Annotated in this window: 13 protein-coding genes; 12 read left to right on the top strand and 1 reads right to left on the bottom strand. The window is 56.0% G+C overall.

Going from position 1 to position 19,770, the window contains the following annotated elements; translation table 11 throughout:
* Window positions 1–53 precede the first annotated feature (53 nt).
* Window positions 54–746 carry a DNA mismatch repair endonuclease MutH gene (gene mutH, locus ACW9E7_RS16165; RefSeq protein WP_111966083.1) on the bottom strand — a complete coding sequence of 231 codons (693 nt, stop codon included), beginning with the start codon at window positions 744–746 and terminating at the stop codon, window positions 54–56.
* Window positions 747–1,429: 683 nt separating this feature from the next.
* Between mutH and rppH the strand changes: the two genes are divergently transcribed.
* The 12 genes from rppH to recD all read left to right on the top strand — a co-directional run bounded on the left by rppH (window position 1,430) and on the right by recD (window position 19,757).
* Window positions 1,430–1,960, top strand: coding sequence for an RNA pyrophosphohydrolase (gene rppH / locus ACW9E7_RS16160; RefSeq protein ID WP_013098553.1), 531 nt, complete (start codon window positions 1,430–1,432; stop codon window positions 1,958–1,960).
* Window positions 1,961–1,972: 12 nt separating this feature from the next.
* Window positions 1,973–4,219, top strand: a complete 2,247-nt coding sequence (ptsP, locus tag ACW9E7_RS16155; RefSeq protein WP_458728085.1) for a phosphoenolpyruvate--protein phosphotransferase — start codon at window positions 1,973–1,975, stop codon at window positions 4,217–4,219.
* Between the two features lie 193 nt (window positions 4,220–4,412).
* Window positions 4,413–5,285 carry a prolipoprotein diacylglyceryl transferase gene (lgt, locus tag ACW9E7_RS16150; RefSeq protein WP_458728084.1) on the top strand — a complete coding sequence of 291 codons (873 nt, stop codon included), beginning with the start codon at window positions 4,413–4,415 and terminating at the stop codon, window positions 5,283–5,285.
* Between the two features lie 6 nt (window positions 5,286–5,291).
* Window positions 5,292–6,086 (top strand): thymidylate synthase, encoded by a 795-nt coding sequence (thyA, locus tag ACW9E7_RS16145; RefSeq protein WP_111966081.1) that lies wholly within the window; start codon window positions 5,292–5,294, stop codon window positions 6,084–6,086.
* Between the two features lie 184 nt (window positions 6,087–6,270).
* On the top strand, window positions 6,271–6,735 hold the full coding sequence (locus tag ACW9E7_RS16140) for a prepilin peptidase-dependent protein (protein WP_111966104.1): 465 nt from the start codon (window positions 6,271–6,273) through the stop codon (window positions 6,733–6,735).
* On the top strand, window positions 6,726–7,286 hold the full coding sequence (locus ACW9E7_RS16135; RefSeq protein ID WP_458728083.1) for a prepilin peptidase-dependent protein: 561 nt from the start codon (window positions 6,726–6,728) through the stop codon (window positions 7,284–7,286). The genes ACW9E7_RS16140 and ACW9E7_RS16135 overlap by 10 nt, the downstream gene beginning before the upstream one ends.
* Entirely contained in the window at window positions 7,283–7,684 is a 402-nt protein-coding gene (locus ACW9E7_RS16130) for a DUF2509 family protein (RefSeq protein WP_458728082.1), read from the top strand. The genes ACW9E7_RS16135 and ACW9E7_RS16130 overlap by 4 nt, the downstream gene beginning before the upstream one ends.
* Window positions 7,669–7,992: a prepilin-type N-terminal cleavage/methylation domain-containing protein gene (locus ACW9E7_RS16125; RefSeq protein WP_133295081.1), complete on the top strand. Its 324-nt coding sequence runs from the start codon at window positions 7,669–7,671 to the stop codon at window positions 7,990–7,992. The genes ACW9E7_RS16130 and ACW9E7_RS16125 overlap by 16 nt, the downstream gene beginning before the upstream one ends.
* Before the next feature lie 12 nt (window positions 7,993–8,004).
* The gene (gene recC, locus ACW9E7_RS16120; protein WP_458728081.1) at window positions 8,005–11,379 is read left to right on the top strand and encodes an exodeoxyribonuclease V subunit gamma; all 3,375 of its coding nucleotides are present in this window, start codon (window positions 8,005–8,007) and stop codon (window positions 11,377–11,379) included.
* Between the two features lie 139 nt (window positions 11,380–11,518).
* Complete coding sequence (gene ptrA / locus ACW9E7_RS16115) at window positions 11,519–14,401, top strand: pitrilysin (RefSeq protein WP_458728080.1); 2,883 nt, start codon at window positions 11,519–11,521, stop codon at window positions 14,399–14,401.
* Entirely contained in the window at window positions 14,398–17,940 is a 3,543-nt protein-coding gene (recB, locus tag ACW9E7_RS16110) for an exodeoxyribonuclease V subunit beta (protein ID WP_458728079.1), read from the top strand. The genes ptrA and recB overlap by 4 nt, the downstream gene beginning before the upstream one ends.
* Window positions 17,937–19,757, top strand: a complete 1,821-nt coding sequence (gene recD / locus ACW9E7_RS16105; RefSeq protein WP_458728078.1) for an exodeoxyribonuclease V subunit alpha — start codon at window positions 17,937–17,939, stop codon at window positions 19,755–19,757. Before recB ends, recD begins: the two co-directional genes overlap by 4 nt.
* The last annotated feature ends 13 nt before the right edge of the window (window positions 19,758–19,770 follow it).

Raw genomic sequence — 19,770 nt, 5'->3', positions numbered from 1 at the left:
AAATCTTAAAAAGCAGTCGATTATGTTTGAGAGCTCGCAAAATAAGTAAAAAACTATGTTTTTAACAGGAAATGACGTGCCAGGAGTGCGCCAGTGAAATTCTTTTTGAGATAAAAACCGCGCGGCAACGTCAGTATCGGTTCACCCTGCGCGCCGATTGCCTCGGTAAGTGCTTTACTGTTGGCCGCTTTCGGACGCAGCTGTAACACTTCTCCGTGTCGGGCGGTGATGCGCTCTACCTGCCCAAGCACAATCATGTCCATCAGCTCTTCCCAGTCCAGGCGCAGCTGATGCTCTTCATCCTCGTCCGGGCTCCAGAGCAGCGGTGCGCCAACGCGACGGTCAGCCAGGGGGATCTGACGCTCACCTTCAACCGGTACCCATAATACGCGCTTCAGCTTGTGGCGAACGTGACTGGTTTCCCACGTCACGCCGGTATTGCCGGTTAATGGCGCAACGCAGACAAAGGTGGTCTCAAGCGGCTTGCCCTGGCTGTCTACAGGGATAGTTTTTAACTCCACGCCAAGTGCAGCAAAATCCTGCTCGGGTTTGCTCCCTGCGCTGGCACCCAGCCATAGTTCAAGCAGCATGCCGATCCAGCCTTTATCCCGCTTAAGATCCTTCGGGATCTGAAGCCCTGCCATTGCCGCCAGCTCGCCAAGCGAAAAGCCTGCAAGACGCTGTGCCTGCTGTAGCAACTGGCCCTCGCTGGACGGCGGTGAGAGCAAGGGTGTAAGCGGATGCATGATGGTAACCTTTTGATTAAAAAATAAACGAAGAAATTGTCCCCTGTGGATAGAGTTTAACTATTTCTGTACGAATATTCCATGTACATGATTTATATGTTTTTTTACTGGTTTGAAATCGTTTCACCAGAGTCGGAAAACGGGTTGTTCAAATCTGGTCACTGACAATGAACAGGATCTTACACCATGTTATCCACAGAAAAATGGGATAACTGGGCATAACCCTGACTACTGTTTCAATCTACAGCCTTGACGTGCGAGGAAAATCGAATTTTCAAACAAATTGTGACTAACTTATTGGCACAATCTGTGGATAAAACCGACGCTGTTCGATCTTTCATCAGCACGACGATCCCTGATGTGACGATCGTCACGCTATTCTGTTTTGTGTTCATGGAAATGCATTTAACTATATGAAAATAATTGTATTATTGAATTAAGCTAAAAAGGGGGGGACGGCATTGTTTGAGGTTGTTCATCGGTAATTAGACACTTCTTCACAACTATATCCACAGAAAAGGTGAATAAAATTCCTTTTAATGGCTCTCATCTGTTTATAACTCAGCACTTATTTGTGAGTTATTCAAATGTTATTAGGCTGCAGCCCTGTAAGAGAGTGGTTTACCGCCTCCCTGTAGTGTGAAACAATCATTCATATATAAGGTTTAGTTTGGGGTAGTCCGGTGATTGATGACGATGGCTACCGCCCGAACGTAGGAATAGTAATTTGTAATCGTCAGGGCCAGGTAATGTGGGCCCGGCGATATGGTCAGCACTCCTGGCAGTTCCCGCAAGGCGGGATTAATCCGGGAGAGTCCCCAGAACAAGCGATGTACCGGGAGCTTTTTGAAGAGGTCGGTTTGAGCCGGAAAGATGTTCGCATCCTGGCTTCGACCCGCAACTGGTTGCGTTACAAGTTACCGAAACGTTTGGTGCGTTGGGACACAAAGCCGGTTTGTATCGGCCAGAAACAGAAGTGGTTTCTGTTGCAGTTGGTGGGCAACGATTCAGACATCAATATGCAAACCAGCAGTACGCCGGAGTTCGATGGCTGGCGCTGGGTGAGCTATTGGTATCCTGTTCGTCAGGTCGTGTCATTTAAACGCGATGTTTACCGTAGGGTGATGAAAGAGTTTGCAAGTGTGGTAATGCAGCTTCAGGAGATCCCGCCTAAGCCGCAGAGCGCACCTGCCTGGCGACGTAAAAGAGGTTAAGCTACGCAAATCATGCTCACCCGCTTGCGAGAAATAGTCGAGAAGGTGGCCAGCGCTCCGCGTCTGAACGAGGCGCTGAATATTCTGGTCACCGACATCTGTCTTGCGATGGAGACCGAGGTCTGTTCGGTATATCTGGCCGACCACGATCGGCGCTGCTATTACCTGATGGCGACCCGTGGTTTGAAGAAGCCACGTGGACGCACCGTAACGCTCGCATTTGATGAGGGTATCGTCGGTCTGGTTGGGCGGCTGGCTGAACCCATCAACCTTGCTGACGCGCAAAAACACCCCAGCTTTAAATACATCCCTTCCGTAAAAGAAGAGCGCTTCCGCGCTTTCCTTGGCGTACCGATTATCCAGCGTCGCCAGCTGCTCGGCGTACTGGTCGTCCAGCAGCGTGAGCTACGTCAGTATGACGAAAGCGAGGAGTCTTTCCTCGTCACGCTGGCCACGCAGATGGCGGCGATCCTCTCTCAGTCTCAGCTTGCCGCGCTCTTTGGCCAGTATCGCCATACGCGCATTCGTGCCCTTCCGGCATCGCCAGGCGTAGCGATTGCTGAAGGCTGGATGGACGCCACGCTGCCGTTAATGGAGCAGGTTTACGAAGCCTCAACGCTTGATGAAGCGCTTGAGCGCGAGCGTCTTACCGCCGCGCTGGAAGAGTCGGCGAATGAATTTCGTCGTTACAGCAAACGTTTTGCCGCAGGTGCGCAAAAAGAGACGGCGGCCATTTTCGACCTCTATTCGCACCTGCTTTCCGATGCGCGTCTGCGTCGTGAGCTTTTTGCTGAAGTGGATAAAGGCTCGGTCGCGGAGTGGGCCGTTAAGAAGGTTATCGAGAAATTTGCCGACCAATTTGCGGCATTGACCGACGGTTACCTGAAAGAGCGGGCTGGAGATCTCCGGGCCCTGGGACAACGTCTGCTGTTCCATCTTGATGACACCATTCAGGGGCCGAATGCCTGGCCTCAACGGTTTGTTCTGGTCGCCGATGAACTGTCGGCAACCACGCTGGCTGAACTGCCGCAGGACAGGCTGGCCGGTGTCGTGGTGCGCGATGGTGCCGCCAACTCACACGCCGCCATTATGGTGCGCGCGCTGGGTATCCCTACCGTTATGGGGGCGGACATTCAGCCGTCGGTACTGCACCGACGTACGCTGGTGGTCGACGGCTATCGCGGTGAGCTGCTGGTCGATCCTGAGCCGGTTCTGCTCCAGGAATACCAGCGTCTTATCAGCGAAGAGAATGAATTAAGCAAGCTGGCGGAAGATGACGTTAACCTGCCCGCACAGCTTAAGAGCGGTGAGCGGATCAAAGTCATGCTCAACGCCGGTTTAAGCCCTGAACATGAAGAAAAGCTTGGCAGCCGCATCGACGGCATTGGCCTATACCGTACTGAAATCCCGTTCATGCTGCAGAGCGGTTTCCCCTCCGAAGAGGAGCAGGTGGCGCAGTATCAGGGGATGCTGCAGATGTTTAACGACAAACCTGTCACCCTGCGAACCCTGGATGTCGGCGCGGATAAACAGCTCCCCTACATGCCGATCAGCGAAGAAAACCCGTGCCTGGGCTGGCGTGGGATCCGCATTACGCTCGATCAGCCGGAGATCTTCCTGATCCAGGTGCGCGCGATGCTGCGCGCCAACGCGGCGACGGGCAATCTCAGCATCCTGCTGCCGATGGTCACCAGCATTGATGAGATAGACGAGTCGCGGCGGCTAATCGAACGTGCCGGGCGTGAAGTGGAAGAGATGATCGGCTATGCGATCCCGAAACCGCGGATCGGCGTGATGCTGGAAGTGCCGTCTATGGTCTTTATGCTGCCGCAGCTGGCAAACCGCGTTGATTTTATCTCTGTCGGCACGAACGACCTGACGCAATATATTCTGGCCGTCGACCGCAACAATACCCGCGTCGCCAGTATCTATGACAGCCTGCATCCGGCGATCATTCGCGCCTTAGCGATGATTGCCCGAGAAGCGGAGCAGTACGGCATTGATTTACGCCTGTGTGGTGAAATGGCAGGGGATTCCATGTGCGTTGCGATCCTGATTGGTCTGGGATACCGCCATCTGTCGATGAACGGTCGCGCCGTCGCCCGCGTGAAATACCTGCTGCGACATATCGACATCAATGATGCTCGCGAACTCGCAGAACGCAGCCTTGAGGCGCAGCTGGCTGCTGAGGTCCGTCACCAGGTCGCGGCGTTTATGGAACGACGCGGTATGGGCGGCCTAATCCGCGGCGGCCGCTAATCGTCTTTCTCCCTCTCCCGGTGGGAGAGGGCACCAGCGGGCATAACACCCTATACACATCTTTTACATCTCGGGCGCATCCTCCGCGCCCGCCTTATGCTATGATTCGCAACTTTGGAGCCTCTGCTTACGGCAGAATCGCATTTCTACCGCTGTCCACTTTCAGCGGAATAACAACATCTTGTGGTGACAGATGAACAGTGGTTATCTGCATTTTCCGGAATTTGATCCGGTCATTTTCTCAGTAGGACCTGTTTCGCTTCACTGGTACGGTCTGATGTACCTGGTGGGCTTCATTTTTGCCATGTGGCTCGCTGGCCGTCGCGCCAGTCGTCCCGGCAGCGGCTGGACGAAAAACGAAGTTGAAAACCTGCTCTATGCGGGCTTCCTCGGCGTGTTCCTCGGTGGCCGTATTGGGTACGTGCTGTTCTATAACTTCCCTGTATTCCTGAACGATCCCCTCTACCTGTTCCGCGTCTGGGACGGCGGCATGTCCTTCCACGGCGGCCTGATTGGGGTGATCCTGGTGATGGTAATTTTTGCCAAACGCACCAAACGCAACTTCTTCCAGGTTTCGGATTTTATCGCGCCGCTGATCCCGTTTGGTCTGGGTGCCGGTCGTCTGGGTAACTTTATCAACGGTGAGCTGTGGGGCCGCGTCGACCCGAGCGTGCCTTATACGATGCTGTTCCCGGGCTCCCGCGCGGAAGATATCGCGCTGCTGCCATCACATCCGGAGTGGCAGTCCATTTTCGATACCTACGGCGTTCTGCCGCGCCATATGTCTCAGCTGTACGAGCTGGCGCTGGAAGGCGTTGTGCTATTTATCATTCTCAACCTGTTTATCCGCAAACCGCGTCCGATGGGCGCTGTCTCCGGCCTGTTCCTTATTGGCTACGGCGCATTCCGTATTATCGTCGAGTTCTTCCGTCAGCCAGACGCACAGTTTACCGGCGAATGGGTACAGTACATCAGCATGGGGCAGATCCTCTCCATACCGATGATTGTCGCGGGTGCCATTATGATGATTTGGGCGTATCGTCGTCCACAGCAACAAAATTCCTGAGGAACCATGAAACAGTATCTTGAATTGATGAAAAAAGTGCTCGACGAGGGCACGCCGAAAAACGACCGCACCGGCACCGGTACGCTCTCCATTTTTGGCCACCAGATGCGCTTCAACCTGCAAGAAGGCTTCCCACTGGTGACGACAAAGCGCTGCCACCTGCGCTCGATCATTCATGAACTGCTCTGGTTCCTGCAAGGCGATACCAACATAGCGTATCTGCACGAAAATAACGTCTCAATCTGGGACGAATGGGCAGATGAAAATGGCAACCTGGGCCCGGTTTACGGCAAGCAGTGGCGCGCATGGCCAACGCCTGATGGCCGCCATATTGACCAGATCACCACCGTGATGAACCAGTTGAAAAACGATCCGGACTCGCGGCGCATCATCGTTTCCGCCTGGAACGTCGGCGAGCTGGATAAAATGGCGCTGGCACCGTGCCATGCGTTCTTCCAGTTCTATGTGGCGGATGGGAAGCTCTCCTGCCAGCTCTACCAGCGCTCCTGTGACGTGTTCCTCGGCCTGCCGTTTAACATTGCCAGCTATGCGCTGTTGGTCCACATGATGGCGCAGCAGTGCGATCTGGAAGTGGGTGATTTTGTCTGGACCGGAGGGGATACCCATCTTTACAGCAACCATATGGAACAGACGCATCTCCAGCTGACGCGCGAACCGCGTGCGCTGCCGAAGCTGGTTATCAAGCGCAAACCGGCATCAATCTTCGATTACCGCTTTGATGATTTCGAAATTGAGGGCTACGACCCACATCCGGGCATCAAAGCGCCCGTCGCTATCTGATGCGATAAAGCGTGACACAACCGGTGCTGTTTAGCGCCGGTTTTTTTTCGCCTATATCCCGTTTCCCGAAGCGCTATCCAGAAAGCGTGCAACGCGCTGCAACTCTTCCAATTCTCCGGATAACGCCTCGTAAAACGATATTTCGATGCTCGTCATGTTCACGGCGCTTCGCCACACTCCCGGTATGAAAAAAGAGAACGGTTTTACGCTTATCGAAACGCTGGTCGCCATATCGCTTGTCGTTATTCTTAGCGCCTCAGGGCTGTACGGATGGGACAGCTGGCAGCGGCAGCAGCGGCTGTGGCAAACCGCCAGTCAGGTGCGAGATTACCTGCTTTTTCTACGCAATCATGCCAACCGCTACAACCGCGACCATCAAATTACCCATCAGCGGGTGGGAGGCCGGGACTGTCTGGTGAGCTCTGCCGCCCAAGGCTGTGAGAAGGGCAGTCCCTTTGTGCTGATACCACTCTGGCCTGAAGTCGCGATCGGCGAGGTAACGCCGTCGCTCGCTTTCTATGGATTAAGGGATACGGCGTGGGCAGGGCGGATACGCGTCCAAAGCCGTGCAGGAGAGTGGCTGATTATTGTCTCAAATGGAGGACGCATCAGGATGTGTAAGGTCATTGGGGGAGGTTCATGTCGATGAGGCAGCGTGGTTTCTCGCTGACTGAAGTTCTGATTGCTACGGCGATTAGCAGTCTTTTGCTGATAAGCGCATCGCGATTTTTACCCGGCTTGCAGCGAGCGGTCTTAGTGCAATCCGGCCAGAGAGAACTAGAGGAAGAGGTCTGGCATCATCTGTTTTCCGTGGGCAAACAGCTTCAGCGTGCGGGGTACTGCGCGGGAAACTGTCAGGGGCAGGCGCTGGTGACCGCGAGGCTTGGAAGTTGCGTCATTGTGCGGTCGGACGCCAACAGTAACGGCAGCTGGGATAACAGCGCATCAGAAAATGACAGCACCGGTTTTCGTCTGGAGTCGGGGGCGCTGGAAACCCTGCGTGGAGCGACCTCATGTGAAGGAAAAGGATGGGAAAAGCTTACTGACCCGAGCAGGCTTACGATCGCGCATTTTGTAGTAAGAACAGTGGAGCATGCCGGTTTTGCGCCAGAGGTGAATATCGAAATGGCGGCGATTCGCAAAGGCGAGAAGGGGGAGCCCTGGCAGGCGATGTATACGGTCACGGGATACAACCTGTGAATCGTCAACGCGGCATATCTTCGCTGGCGCTGGTTCTGCTTTTACTGGTGCTCGGGACACTGATCCTCACGGGTCTCAATCAGCAGCTCATAACGTTTAGCGCGCTCGTTGGCGGCGAGAGCCGCTCGCTTCAGCAGCAGGCGACGGTACAGTCAGCGCTTGAGTGGGGACGGGTTCAGAGCTGGTCGTCAGAGCCCCAGATTCAGTGCAAAAAGACACCTGCGTGGCGAGTGTGTTTGCGCCAGCTGAGTGAGGGGCGCGCGTTACTGATTGCCGGAGACAGCGGCCTGCTGCTCTGGCGCGCAGCAGAGATTGTCGACGGGAAAGTTCGTTTTTCGCCTCACGGCTGGAGTGATTTTTGTCCCCTTAAGGAGAGCGCGTTATGCCAGCTGCCGTGAGCAAAGAAAAAGGGTTTAGCATGGTGGAAGTCCTGCTGGCGATGATGCTGCTGGTGATCGTCGTGACGGCTTTGTCGGGTTATCACCGGGCGCTGGCGGCGCGGTTTACCCTGTTTAACCAGTATCGCCAGCTCTGGCACCATGCCTGGAATCAGTCTCAGCTCTCAACAAATGTTCTCCCTGCAGGCTGGCAGGCCAGTCGGGGGCAGACAACGCACGCAGGATGTGTCAGCATCACGGTTACACTTATTTCTCCTCTGGGGCGGCGCGGTGAGTTAACGCGTCTGCATTGCCCGGTTAGCCAGTAGTCGGGAGCGTCTATGTTAAGGGTCTACCACTCAAATCGTCTGGATGTGCTGGAAGCGCTGATGGAGTTTATCGTTGAGCGCGAGCGGCTTGACGATCCTTTTGAGCCTGAAATGGTGCTGGTGCAGAGCACCGGTATGGCACAGTGGCTGCAAATGTCGCTTTCCCGTAAATTTGGCATAGCCGCAAATATTGATTTCCCGCTGCCCGCGAGCTTTATCTGGGAGATGTTTGTGCGCGTGTTGCCGGACATCCCGGAGCAGAGCGCCTTCAACAAGCAGGCCATGAGCTGGAAGCTCATGGCGCTGCTGCCGGAAATGCTGCAGCATGATGAATTCGCCATGCTGCGCCACTACCTCAATGACGATACCGACAAGCGCAAGCTGTTCCAGCTGGCGTCGCGTACTGCCGATCTCTACGACCAATACCTTGTTTACCGTTCTGACTGGTTAATTCGTTGGGAAGCGGGCGAGCTGGTTGAAGGTCTGCCGGAGGCGCAAATATGGCAGGCACCGCTGTGGAAAGCGCTGGTAGAGCATACGGAGAAACTTGGGCAGCCTAAGTGGCACCGTGCCAACCTGTACGATCGGTTTATTTCAATACTCGAAAATGCGACAGAGCGTCCAGCAAGACTACCGTCACGCGTTTTTATCTGCGGAATCTCCGCTTTACCCCCTGTCTATCTAAAGGCGTTGAATGCGCTGGGTAAACATATTGATATTCATATTTTGTTCACCAACCCTTGCCGACAGTATTGGGGGGATATCCTCGATGAACGCTGGCTTGCGCGTCTGGTAACTCGCCAACGAAAGCGCCTTTTTGAAGAACGGTCCGTCCCGCTGTTTAAGGACGGCTCGACTGCCGGGCAGCTTTTTGACGAAGATGGTATCCAGAACCTGCCCAATCCGCTGCTTGCCTCATGGGGGAAGCTGGGGCGTGACTACATTCACATGCTTTCAGACATCACTTCCTCAGGCGAAGGTGACGTGGATGCCTTTGTCGAGATCGCTCCGGACAGCCTGCTGCATAATATTCAGTTAGATATTCTGGATCTGGAAAACCGTGCCGTCATGGGCGTGACGGCGAACGAGTTCGAACGCAGCGACAGCAAGCGTAAGCTGGACGCTGACGATCGCAGCATCACGATCCATGTTTGCCATAGCCCTCAGCGTGAGGTCGAAGTGCTTCACGACCAGCTGCTGGCGATGCTGCAGGACGATCCCGAACTGACGCCACGTGATATCGTGGTAATGGTGGCGGATATCGACAGCTACAGCCCCTTTATTCAGGCCGTCTTTGGCAGCGCGACGGGCGAGCGATATCTTCCTTATGCTATTTCTGACCGTCGTGCCCGTCAGTCGCATCCGGCATTGCAGGCGTTTATCACTTTACTCTCACTGCCGGATAGCCGCTTTATCTCCGAAGATGTCCTGGCGTTACTGGATGTCCCCGTTCTGTCTGCACGCTTCAACATCAATGAAGAGGGGCTTCGCTACCTTCGCCAGTGGGTGAATGAGTCTGGCGTTCGCTGGGGTATCGATGACGATAACGTTCAGGAGTTCGAACTTCCTCCAACCGGGCAGCACACCTGGCGATTTGGCCTGACGCGTATGCTGCTGGGCTATGCCATGGAGAGCAGTCAGGGCGAGTGGAATGAGGTGCTGCCTTACGATGAGTCCAGCGGGTTAATTGCTGAACTGGTGGGGCATTTAGCATCGCTCCTGATGCAGCTTAACCGCTGGCGACACGAGCTGCTGCAGCCGCGTCCACTTGAAGAATGGCTCCCGGTTTGCAGAGCGTTGCTTAATGATTTCTTCCTGCCGGACAATGACACCGAAGCGGCGATGGCGCTCATTGAAACGCAGTGGCAGGCTATCATCGACGAAGGCGTCAATTCCCACTATCAGGAGGCCATTCCGCTGTCGCTGTTGAGGGATGAGTTGGCGCAGCGGCTTGACCAGGAGCGAATCAGCCAGCGTTTCCTGGCAGGCCCCATCAATATTTGCACCCTGATGCCAATGCGTTCTATCCCGTTTAAAGTGGTCTGTTTACTTGGCATGAACGACGGCGTTTATCCTCGCGCGCTCGCGCCGTTGGGGTTCGATTTGATGAGCGCAAATCCAAAACGGGGCGACCGTAGCCGCCGTGATGATGACCGATATCTCTTCCTTGAGGCGCTTATTTCCGCCCAGAGTAAGCTCTATATCAGCTATATCGGCCGTTCGATTCAGGACAACAGCGAGCGTTTCCCCTCCGTTCTGGTGCAGGAACTGGTGGATTATATCGGTCAGAGCCACTACCTGCCGGGGGATGAAGAGCGCAACTGCGATGAAAGCGAGAAGAGGGTGAAAGACCATATCACCTGTTTCCACAGCCGCATGCCGTTTGACCCGGTGAACTATACGGCCAGCGAGCGCCAGAGCTATGCGCAGGAGTGGCTGCCAGCGGCGAAAAAAGAGGGGAATGCGCATACCGATTTTATTCAGGAACTCGACCCTCGCCCTGTCGACACCCTGACCTTCGAGCAGCTTCAGCGGTTTTGGGCGCATCCGGTGCGCGCTTTCTTCCAGCAGCGACTACAGGTTAACTTCCGTTCTGAAGAGAGTGAAATTCCTGATGCAGAGCCGTTTACGCTGGAAGGTCTGGAGCGCTACCAGTTAAACCTGCAGCTGTTGAATGCGCTGGTTGAAGAGGAAGATGCTGAAAAACTTTACCGCCGCTACCGCGCTGCGGGACAGTTGCCTTATGGGGCGTTCGGGGAGATCGTCTGGGAGGCGCAGTGTCAGGAGATGACCGCCCTGGCAGAGCGCGTAAGAGCGTGCCGACAGCCAGGGAATAGTATTGAAATCGATCTCAACTGCAACGGGGTACAGCTCACGGGCTGGTTAACCCAGGTTCAGCAGGATGGGCTGCTTCGCTGGCGGCCTTCAATGCTTAGCGTTTCACAGGGTTTGCAACTCTGGCTGGAACATCTTGTCTACAGTGCGGGTGGGCATAAAGGCGAAAGCCGCATTTTCGTGCGCAAAGAGGGCGAATGGCGCTTCCCGCCGATGGAGTCTGATCAGGCGTTACGGTATCTGTCTTTGTACATTGATGGCTACCGCCAGGGAATGAACAAACCCCTCCTGCTACTGCCGGAAAGTGGCGGCGCCTGGATAAAAGCCTGTTATGACGCGCAGAATGATGCGATGTTAACGGATGAGGCTTCGCTGCAGAAAGCCCGCAGTAAGTTTATGCAGGCCTACGAAGGTAACATGATGGTGCGTGGCGAAGGTGAAGATGTCTGGTATCAGCGCTTATGGCGAACGCTTGAGCCAGAGTACTTTGAGGCTATTACGGAAGAGGCGCAGCGCTACCTGCTGCCGTTGTTTAAATTTAATCAGTCCTGAGCGCTGTATAAAAATTGCGCAGCTAAGGGTGTTCATTTATGATGCACTTCTTATCACGGACTGATGTACCCAAAGAAAGAGATGTTGGCGTGTCCAGCACGCAGTTTGTTAATGATGTAGCCGTGATAAAGAGGTCGTAATGCCAGGCAGCACCTTGTTTAAAGCGTTTGTTTTGTTTATTGCCCTTTGGGCGCCCGTCACTCACGCAGACTCCGGTTGGCAACCCGTTCAGGAAACTATCCGTAAGAGCGAAAAAGATACCCGTCAATATCAGGCTATTCGTCTTGATAACGGCATGACCGTGCTGCTGGTTTCCGACCCGCAGGCGGTGAAATCCCTGTCGGCATTAGTGGTGCCGGTTGGGTCGCTGGAAGATCCTGACGCTCATCCTGGACTTGCACACTATCTGGAACATATGACGCTGATGGGGTCAAAAAAATACCCACAGCCAGATAGCCTGTCCGAATTTCTCAAGATGCATGGCGGTAGCCACAATGCCAGTACGGCACCGTACCGCACGGCCTTTTATCTCGAAGTCGAAAATGATGCGCTGGAAGGGGCAGTCGACCGTCTGGCTGATTCCATCGCCGCGCCGTTGCTGGATAAAAAATACGCCGATCGTGAACGCAATGCGGTGAATGCCGAGCTGACCATGGCCCGCACGCGAGACGGTATGCGCATGGCGCAGGTCAGCGCTGAGACCATCAACCCGGCGCACCCGGGTTCGCGCTTCTCCGGCGGTAACCTCGAAACCTTGAGCGACAAACCGAATAGCCCGGTGCTGGATGCCCTGCACGCGTTTCGCGATAAATACTACTCCGCCAACCTGATGAAAGCGGTCATCTACAGCAATAAACCTTTGCCTGAGCTGGCAGACATGGCGGCCAAAACGTTTGGCCGGGTGCCGAATAAAAATATCGACCTGCCGCAAATAACCGTTCCGGTGGTCACGGACGCGCAAAAAGGTATCGTGATCCACTACGTTCCTGCCATGCCGCGCAAAGTGCTGCGCGTCGAATTCCGCATTGATAACAACACGGCTCAGTTTCGCAGTAAAACCGATGAGCTGGTGACCTACCTGATAGGTAACCGTAGCCTGGGTACGCTGTCTGACTGGCTGCAAAAGCAGGGGCTGGCGGAAGGTATTCGCGCCGATTCCGATCCGGTAGTGAACGGTAATAGCGGCGTACTGGCGATCTCCGCCACCCTGACCGACAAAGGGCTGGCCAACCGCGATGAAGTCGTGGCGGCTATCTTTAGCTACCTCGCTTTGCTGCGCGAGAGAGGCGTCGATAAGCGCTATTTTGATGAACTCGCGCACGTGCTGGATCTCGACTTCCGCTACCCATCCATAACCCGCGACATGGACTATGTGGAGTGGCTGGCGGATACCATGATCCGCGTGCCGGTGGAACATACCCTCGACGCGGTAAATATTGCCGACCAGTATGATGCCGGGGCGGTAAAAGCCCGCCTGGCGATGATGACGCCGGAGAATGCCCGCATCTGGTACATCAGCCCGAACGAACCGCATAACAAGACGGCGTATTTTGTCGATGCCCCTTATCAGGTGGATAAAGTCAGCGCTCAGACCTTCGCCGACTGGCAGAAGAAGGCCGGGGAGATTGCGTTGAAGCTGCCGGAGCTGAACCCCTATATTCCGGATGATTTTTCGCTTATCAAAACGACGAAAGATTATCCGCATCCAGAACTCATCATTGATGAGCCAACGCTGCGCGTTGTGTATACCCCAAGCCGCTATTTTGCCAGTGAGCCAAAAGCCGATGTCAGCGTGGTGCTGCGTAACCCGAAAGCAATGAACAGCGCCAAAAATCAGGTGATGTTCGCACTCAATGACTATCTCGCCGGTATCGCTCTCGATCAGCTCAGCAACCAGGCCGCCGTGGGCGGGATCAGCTTCTCCACCAACGCCAATAACGGTTTGATGCTTAATGCAAACGGCTATACCCAGCGCTTGCCTCAGCTGTTCCAGGCCTTGCTGGAGGGCTACTTCAGCTACACGCCGACGGAAGAGCAGCTTGAGCAGGCTAAATCCTGGTATGCCCAGATGATGGATTCTGCCGAGAAGGGCAAGGCCTACGATCTTGCGCTTATGCCGGCGCAAATGCTGTCGCAGGTTCCTTATTTCCAGCGAGAGGAGCGCCGCGCGCTGCTGCCTTCCATCTCCTTAAAAGACGTGCTGGCGTACCGTGACGCGCTGAAAACCAATACGCGTCCGGAGTTCCTGATTGTCGGCAACATGAGTGAGGAGCAGGCTAAAACCCTGGCGCAGAATGTTCGCACTCAGCTCGGCTCTAAAGGTGACGAATGGTGCCGCAACCAGGACGTGCTGGTTGAGAAAAAGCAAAATGTGATTTTTGAAAAGGCGGGTAACAGCACGGACTCCGCGCTGGCCGCGGTATTTGTGCCAACGGGCTATGATGAATTCGCCAGCTCGGCGCAGAGTGCCGTGCTGGGGCAGATTATTCAGCCGTGGTTCTATAACCAGTTACGCACCGAGGAGCAGCTTGGCTACGCGGTGTTTGCCTTCTCCATGAACGTCGGGCGTCAGTGGGGGCTGGGCTTCCTGCTGCAAAGCAGCGACAAACAACCGGCGTATCTCTGGAAGCGTTATCAGGCCTTCTTCCCGCAGGTGGAAGCAAAACTGCGTGCCATGAAGCCGGAAGAGTTTGCTCAGATCCAGCAGGCCGTCATCGCGCAGGTGATGCAGCCGCCGCAGACGCTGGGTGAAGAAGCCTCTCAGCTGAGCAAAGATTTCGATCGCGGTAATCTGAAATTTGATTCGCGTGATAAAGTAGTGGCCGAGATAAAACAGCTGACGCCGCAGAAGGTTGCCGACTTCTTCCATCAGGCGGTCATTAAGCCGCAGGGAATCACCATCCTGTCTCAGGTTTCCGGTAGCCAGAACGGGAAAACGGAGTACGTGAACCCGAAAGGCTGGAAAGTCTGGAAGAGCGTCAGCGCGCTGCAGCAATCTATGCCCTGGAGTAAGAAAGAATGACCGATACCGCTGAGTCCCTTGATCCCTTACGTTTACCTCTGCAGGGTGAACGATTGATTGAAGCCTCAGCGGGAACGGGAAAAACCTTCACCATTGCCGCCCTCTATCTGCGCCTGCTGTTAGGGCTTGGCGGCAACGCTGCTTTTCCACGCCCTTTAAGCGTGGAAGAGCTGCTGGTGGTCACCTTCACCGAGGCCGCTACCGCGGAGCTGCGGGGCCGTATTCGAACCAATATCCACGAGCTTCGCATTGCCTGTCTGCGTCAGAGCACGGATAACCCTCTCTACGCGAGCCTTCTGGAAGAGATTGCCGATAAGCAGCAGGCAGCCCAGTGGCTGCTGCTCGCTGAACGGCAGATGGACGAAGCGTCCGTCTTTACCATTCACGGTTTTTGCCAGCGTATGCTGAGCCTGAATGCGTTCGAGTCCGGAATGCTGTTCGAACAGCAGCTCATTGAAGATGAATCCGTGCTTCGCTATCAGGCCTGCGCGGATTTCTGGCGTCGCCACTGCTACCCCTTACAGCGTGATATTGCCGAAGCGGTACACGCGCTCTGGAAAGGCCCGGAGGCGCTGCTGCGCGCGATCGATCGTTATCTCCAGGGGGAAGCGCCGATAATCAAATCCCCGCCGCCGGCAGATGAAACCCTGGCCTCGCGGCATGAAAAAATCATCGCGAAAATTGCGGACATCAAGCAAAAATGGATGGAGTCAGTCGGTGAGATTGACGCCATCATCGAAAATTCCGGCATCGATCGTCGCAAGTTCAACCGCGGCAATCAGGGGAAATGGATCGACAAGATCAGCGCCTGGGCGCAGGAAGAGACGCGGGGCTATCAGCTCCCGGACGCGCTGGAGAAATTCTCCCAGCGTTTCCTGGCTGAGCGGACCAAAGCCGACGGCATTGTGCCTGAGCATCCCCTGTTTGTGGCAATAGAAACCCTGCTGGCGGATAACCTTACGCTCAACGATCTGATGATCGCTCGCGCCATGACCGAAATTCGCGAAGCCGTGGCGCGCGAGAAACGCCGCCGGGGTGAACTGGGTTTCGACGATATGCTGAGCCGCCTTGATGCGGCGCTGTGCAGTGAAAACGGCGAAGCGCTTGCCGCCGCGATTCGCACCCGCTTCCCGGTTGCGATGATAGACGAATTTCAGGACACCGACCCTCAGCAGTACCGCATTTTCCGCCGTATCTGGCGCCAGCAGCCCGGTACCGCGCTGTTGTTAATCGGCGATCCGAAACAGGCCATCTACGCCTTCCGCGGGGCGGATATTTTCACCTATATGAAAGCCCGCAGCGAGGTTGACGCGCACTACACGCTCGATACCAACTGGCGCTCCTCTCCCGGCATGGTGGAAAGCGTCAACGCGCTCTTTAGCCGCGTGGATACGGCGTTTATGTTTCGGGAGATCCCGTTTCAGCCGGTAAAATTTGCCCCGAAAAATGCCTCGCTGCGCTTCGAGTTTAACGGCGTGACGCAGCCTGCCATGAACTTCTGGCTGCTGGATGGGGAAGGCTGCGGCGTTGCCGACTATCAAAATGCCATGGCCCAACACTGTGCTGCGCAAATCCGTGACTGGCTCAGTGCCGGGGCGCGGGGCGAGGCGCTGCTGTGGAAGGGGGATAACCCCACCCCGGTAAAGGCATCGGATATTACGGTGCTGGTGCGCAGCCGTCAGGAGGCCGCATTAATCCGAGACGCCCTGACGTTACTGAATATCCCCTCCGTCTATCTATCGAACCGTGACAGCGTCTTTGAAACGCTGGAAGCGCAGGAGATGTTATGGCTGCTCCAGGCCGTGCTGGCCCCGGAGCGGGAAAGTACATTGCGTAGCGCATTAGCCAGCGCGATGCTCGGACTGAACGCGCGGGATATAGATGCGCTCAACAATGACGAAGCCGCGTGGGATGCTGTGGTAGAGGAGTTTGTGCGCTACCGCGAAAAATGGCAGAAGCGTGGAGTCATGGCGATGGTGCGCGAGCTCATGGCACAGCGCCACATTGCGGAGAATATGCTGGCTACCGGAGGCGGCGAGCGCCGTTTGACCGATATTTTGCACATCAGCGAACTCTTGCAGGAAGCGGGTACGCAGCTGGAGAGCGAGCACGCCCTGGTGCGCTGGCTGGCGCAGCAGATTGCCGATCCGAACAGCAATTCATCCAGCCAGCAGATGCGCCTCGAGAGTGATAAACATCTGGTGCAGATCGTCACCATTCACAAGTCGAAAGGCCTGGAATATCCGCTGGTCTGGCTGCCGTTTATCGCCAATTACCGCGTGCAGGATCAGGCTTTTTACCACGATCGCGAGTCGTTCGAGGCGGTGCTCGATCTCAGCAACGCGGAGTCCAGCGTTGAGCTGGCCGAAGCCGAGCGTCTGGCGGAAGACCTGCGCCTGCTTTACGTGGCGCTGACCCGTTCGGTATGGCACTGCAGCCTGGGCGTTGCGCCGCTGTTCCGTCGCCGTGGTGAAAAGACCGGGGAGAGCGATTTTCATCTGAGCGCGCTGGGGCGGCTTATTCAACAGGGTGAGCCCAAAGACGCGGCGGGCCTGCGCCAGTGCATCGAATCGCTTTGCACTGAGCATGTTGCCCTGCATATTCCATCGCTGCCCGATAACAGCCGCTGGCACATGCCGGATCCGCACGAGTCAGATCTCCATGCCCGTCAGGTGGTACGTACCATTGCCGACGACTGGCGCGTTACCAGCTACTCCGGCTTACAGCAGCACGGGCAGAGTATTGCGCAGGATCTGATGCCAAAACTGGACGTGGATGCCGCAGGCGCCGGTAGCGTGCCGGCTGAGCCTGTGCTGACGCCGCACCAGTTCCCTCGCGGCGCTTCTCCGGGCACGTTTTTGCACAGCCTGTTTGAAGAGCTAGATTTCACCCAGCCGGTTTCCGAAGAGTGGGTGCTGAAGATGTTACAGAGCGGTGGTTACGACGCACAGTGGCAGCCGGTTCTCACCGACTGGATCCGCGCGGTTCTGCACGCGCCGCTCACGACGCAGGGGATTTCGCTGAATCAGTTGACCGCCAAAGATAAGCAGGTGGAGATGGAGTTTTATCTCCCCATAGCCAGCCCGCTCAGGGCCGAGGCGCTTGATGCGCTGATCCGCGAGTACGATCCGCTATCTGCCGGATGCCCGCCGCTGAATTTCCGCCAGGTGCAGGGGATGCTCAAAGGCTTTATCGATCTGGTTTTCCGCCACGAAGGACGCTACTACCTGCTGGATTACAAATCGAACTGGCTCGGTGACAGCAGCGAAGCCTATACCCAACAGGCGATGGCGTCGGCAATGCAGCTGCATCGCTACGATCTGCAGTACCAGCTTTACACCCTGGCGCTGCACCGTTACCTGCGCCATCGCATGGCCAATTACCGTTACGAAGCGCATTTTGGCGGCGTGATTTACCTGTTCCTGCGCGGCGTGGATGCTAACGACCCGCGTTCCGGCATCTTTAGTACGCGTCCGGCTGAGGAACTGATTGAAAAAATGGATAACCTGTTTGCTGCGAGCACGGGGGAGGTGGCATGACGATGCAGGCGCTACTGCTGGATGCGATTGAACAACGATTACTGCGCCACCTGGACGTGCAGTTTGCCATGATGGTGGCAGGTGAGGAGCCTGCCGTCATGCTTGCCGCAGCCATTCTTAGCAAAGACGCGGGGGAAGGGCACGTGTGCCTGCCGCTGTCGCGTCTGGCGGTGGATGAGAAAATGCCGCCAGCTTTACAGGCGTGTTTCGCGCAGCTCGGTGACGCCGTGGACTGGCAGGAGATATTACTCGGCTCGCCTGCCGTAAGCGGAGCCGATACCGGGACGCCGATGATCCTTGTCGGCGAACGTTTGTATCTTAACCGTCTGTGGCGTAACGAACTGACGGTGGCGCGCTTCTTCAGTGAGAGTAACGCCCCGCTTCCCTGCGATGAAACGCAGCTCCGGCAAACGCTGGATACGCTGTTTATATCTGACGATGCGACAGACTGGCAGAAAGTGGCAGCTGCCGTGGCGTTAACGCGTCGGATCTCGGTCATTTCTGGCGGTCCGGGCACCGGGAAAACGACCACCGTGGCAAAACTGCTCGCCGCGCTGATTCAGTTATCGGGGGAGCAAAAGTGCCGTATTCGCCTGGCGGCCCCCACCGGTAAAGCCGCTGCGCGTCTGACGGAGTCGTTAGGCGGCGCGCTGCAAAAGCTGCCGCTTACCGGGGAGCAGCTTGCGCTTTTTCCCAATGAAGCCAGCACGCTGCACCGTTTGCTTGGCGCACAGCCTGGCAGCCAGCGTTTGCGCTACCATGCCGGTAACCCGCTGCACCTGGATGTGCTGGTGGTGGATGAAGCCTCAATGATTGATCTGACGATGATGTCGCGTTTGATTGATGCGCTACCGCTGCATGCGCGCGTCATTTTCCTCGGCGATCGTGACCAGCTTGCCTCCGTAGAAGCGGGGGCCGTGCTGGGCGATATTTGCACCTATGCCAGTCTGGGATATACCGCTGAACGCGCTCAGGAGTTAGCCCGTCTCACCGGATGTACGCTCACCTCTGAAAGCCACTCGCTTGCAGGGGCGTTGCGCGACAGCCTGTGTCTACTGCAGAAAAGCTACCGTTTCGGCAGCGATTCCGGCATCGGCCAGCTTGCGGCGGCCGTAAACCGGGGAGACAGACACGCCACCTCAGCGGTGTTTGCCGGAACCTTTACGGATATTGAGAAAAAATCGCTGCAAAACGGGGAAGAGTATCAGGCGATGCTGGACGACGCTCTGCAGGGGTACCAGCACTTTCTGACAAGCGTACAACAGCAGAGTACGCCTGAGCAGATCATTGCCGCGTTTGGCGAATACCAGCTGCTCTGTGCGCTGAGGGAAGGCCCCTTTGGCGTCCGGGGTCTCAACGACAGGCTGGAACAGCTGCTGGCGCAAAAACGCAAAATTAACCGTACCCCGCATTCGCGCTGGTATGAAGGGCGACCGGTGATGATCTCCCGTAACGACAGCGCGCTGGGGTTGTTTAACGGGGATATCGGGATTGCGCTCGACTGCGGTCAGGGCCTGCGCGTCTGGTTCCAGATGCCGGACGGGAGCGTGAAGTCCTTCCAGCCCAGCCGTTTACCCGAGCATGAAACCGCCTGGGCGATGACGGTGCATAAATCCCAGGGCTCCGAATTTAACCATGCGGCGCTGATCCTGCCTACGCAGCTTTCTCCCGTCATTACCCGCGAGCTGATCTATACCGCCATTACGCGCGCGCGTCAGCGCCTGTCGCTTTATGCCGATGAACGGGTGCTGGTGCAGGCGATCGCCACCCGTACGGAACGCCGAAGCGGGCTGAGCGCGATATTTGAGTCCCTCTGAACGAAAGCCCTCG

The organism is Enterobacter sp. H2G27 (assembly GCF_054403075.1).
Note: the sequence above shows the minus strand (reverse complement) of the source record. Positions and strands in the feature narration are given on the sequence as shown.